The 1,639-nt window shown below is 33.3% G+C and carries 2 protein-coding genes; both read right to left on the bottom strand.

Annotation, left to right across the window (positions count from 1 at the left end; all coding sequences use genetic code 11):
• Positions 1–1,034: phage tail tape measure protein (locus BKH41_RS09495; protein WP_095299413.1), on the bottom strand; the 1,034-nt coding region annotated here is incomplete at its 3' end.
• Between the two features lie 215 nt (positions 1,035–1,249).
• A complete protein-coding gene (locus BKH41_RS09490) occupies positions 1,250–1,498 on the bottom strand; it encodes a phage tail assembly protein (RefSeq protein WP_095299411.1) in 249 nt (82 codons plus the stop codon).
• Positions 1,499–1,639: the final 141 nt, after the last annotated feature.

The raw sequence follows: 1,639 nt of genomic DNA, 5'->3' as shown, positions 1-1,639 counted from the left end.
ATATCATTTGCCATCTTTTTGCCAAAGATTTCAGATATCACACCAAAGCGTTCTGAATCATCTAAATCATTTAAAGAATGGAACAAATCTTTAATGGCTTCTTGTGGGTTATTTTGAATATCTTCTTTTAAGACCTTAGCATCTAGTCCCATTTTTTGTAAGGCTTGTTTAAAGCCTTCTGAAGCATTATCGATATTATTGAGTTCTGTAAAAAACTTATTGATAGAACTGCTTGCCTCTGAACTATCAAGTCCTACAGAGAGAAATGCCGTGCTTAGTGCTGATGTTTCTTGAGCAGATAGTCCAAATGCTTTTGCCCCTGATAGAGTGGATTGAGTGACTTCTAATATTTTTTTAGCTGATTGCCCTGTAGATTGAGCCATTTGGGTAACCTCATCGCCAAATGTTTGCAAATCAGTAATGCCTAGATTAAAAGTTTTAGATAGGCTACTGCTGAAATTGACTGCTTCTTCTTGAGTAATCCCTAATCCGATTTTAAGATTGATGGCATTTTGAGTGAAGTCTTTTAAATCATTCTTTGCTACGCCAAGTTGTGCAGAGAGTTCTCCTATTTTTAGAATGTCTTTTAAATCCATTCCATTGCTTTTGCCTAAACCAAACATATCTTTTTTAAAACCTTCTAATTCTTTATGGGAGAAGTTGGAGAATTTATTGATTTCATTGATAGCAGTATTGAAATCCAAAGAAGCAGAGACAGGGGAGGTAATAAATTTTTTAAAAGCATAAAAAGTTCCTACAAATTGAGTGGCAATGACTTTTAAATCATTCATTGCCTTATCAGTTTTAAGTCTTAATTCCACCTTTGTTGCTTCTTTGATTTTAGCTTTCAGTTCCTTGATTTCATTTGTAGGCATATTATTTTTTAATCCTAGCTTTAATCCTTTGGTTGCATCTTCGATGGATTTTTTCAGATTAAGACCTAAATCAAGCTTTGTAGCCCTTGCAATTCTACTGATGGATTTATTCAAGTCATCTAAATTAGCTTTGATATCCAGTGTAATTTCTGAAGTCATAGGATTCCTTTGGTTAAAAAATTATTTTTAATCTTGATTTTTTTAAACAAGTGAGTTAAATGGATATAAAACAATAAATCCCTTTCAAATTCCACTTCTTGCCTCCAAAATCTTCTTAGCAATCCTAATGTAGTCTTCAAACTCACTCCATTCCATATCTTTGATATCTTTTAAACCAAAATGCAAGGCATAACCAATGATGGCTATGCCTTCTCTTAGTCCTTTGGATCAAATCCTATAAACTCTTTGATACATTCTAAAAGTCTTTTAAACTCTCTAATTCCCATTTGATTGATAGAATCGATAGTGAGTTCGCCTTCAGACATATCCACTAAAAGATATTTTGCAACACTGAGTTCGTCTTTGCTTTTCTTTTGGGCAGATTCTAGTTGCAAGATAGTAGGCTCTTTTAAAGTAATCTCTCTTCCATCTTTGAGAGTGAAAGTTTTGATATCTTGATCCATTGGTTTATCCTTATATTGATTGATGAGGATTTAGTCATCTCCATATTGCTATAGAGGGCAAAACCTCTGATTCCTTAATTTAATTCCTTCACCAATTCTGCCCCATAGCTATCGACTTTATAAATCTTATTGGTGATGTTT

The organism is Helicobacter sp. 12S02232-10 (genome assembly GCF_002272895.1).
In the GTDB taxonomy this organism is placed as follows: domain Bacteria; phylum Campylobacterota; class Campylobacteria; order Campylobacterales; family Helicobacteraceae; genus Helicobacter_J.
The sequence above is the reverse complement of the archived record's forward strand: the minus strand, read 5'-3'. Positions and strand labels throughout refer to the sequence as shown.

Excerpts from the sequence above, each read along its gene's own strand:
- BKH41_RS09490 (WP_095299411.1), bottom strand. The coding sequence starts at position 1,498 with ATGGATCAAGATATCAAAACTTTCACTCTCAAAGATGGAAGAGAGATT.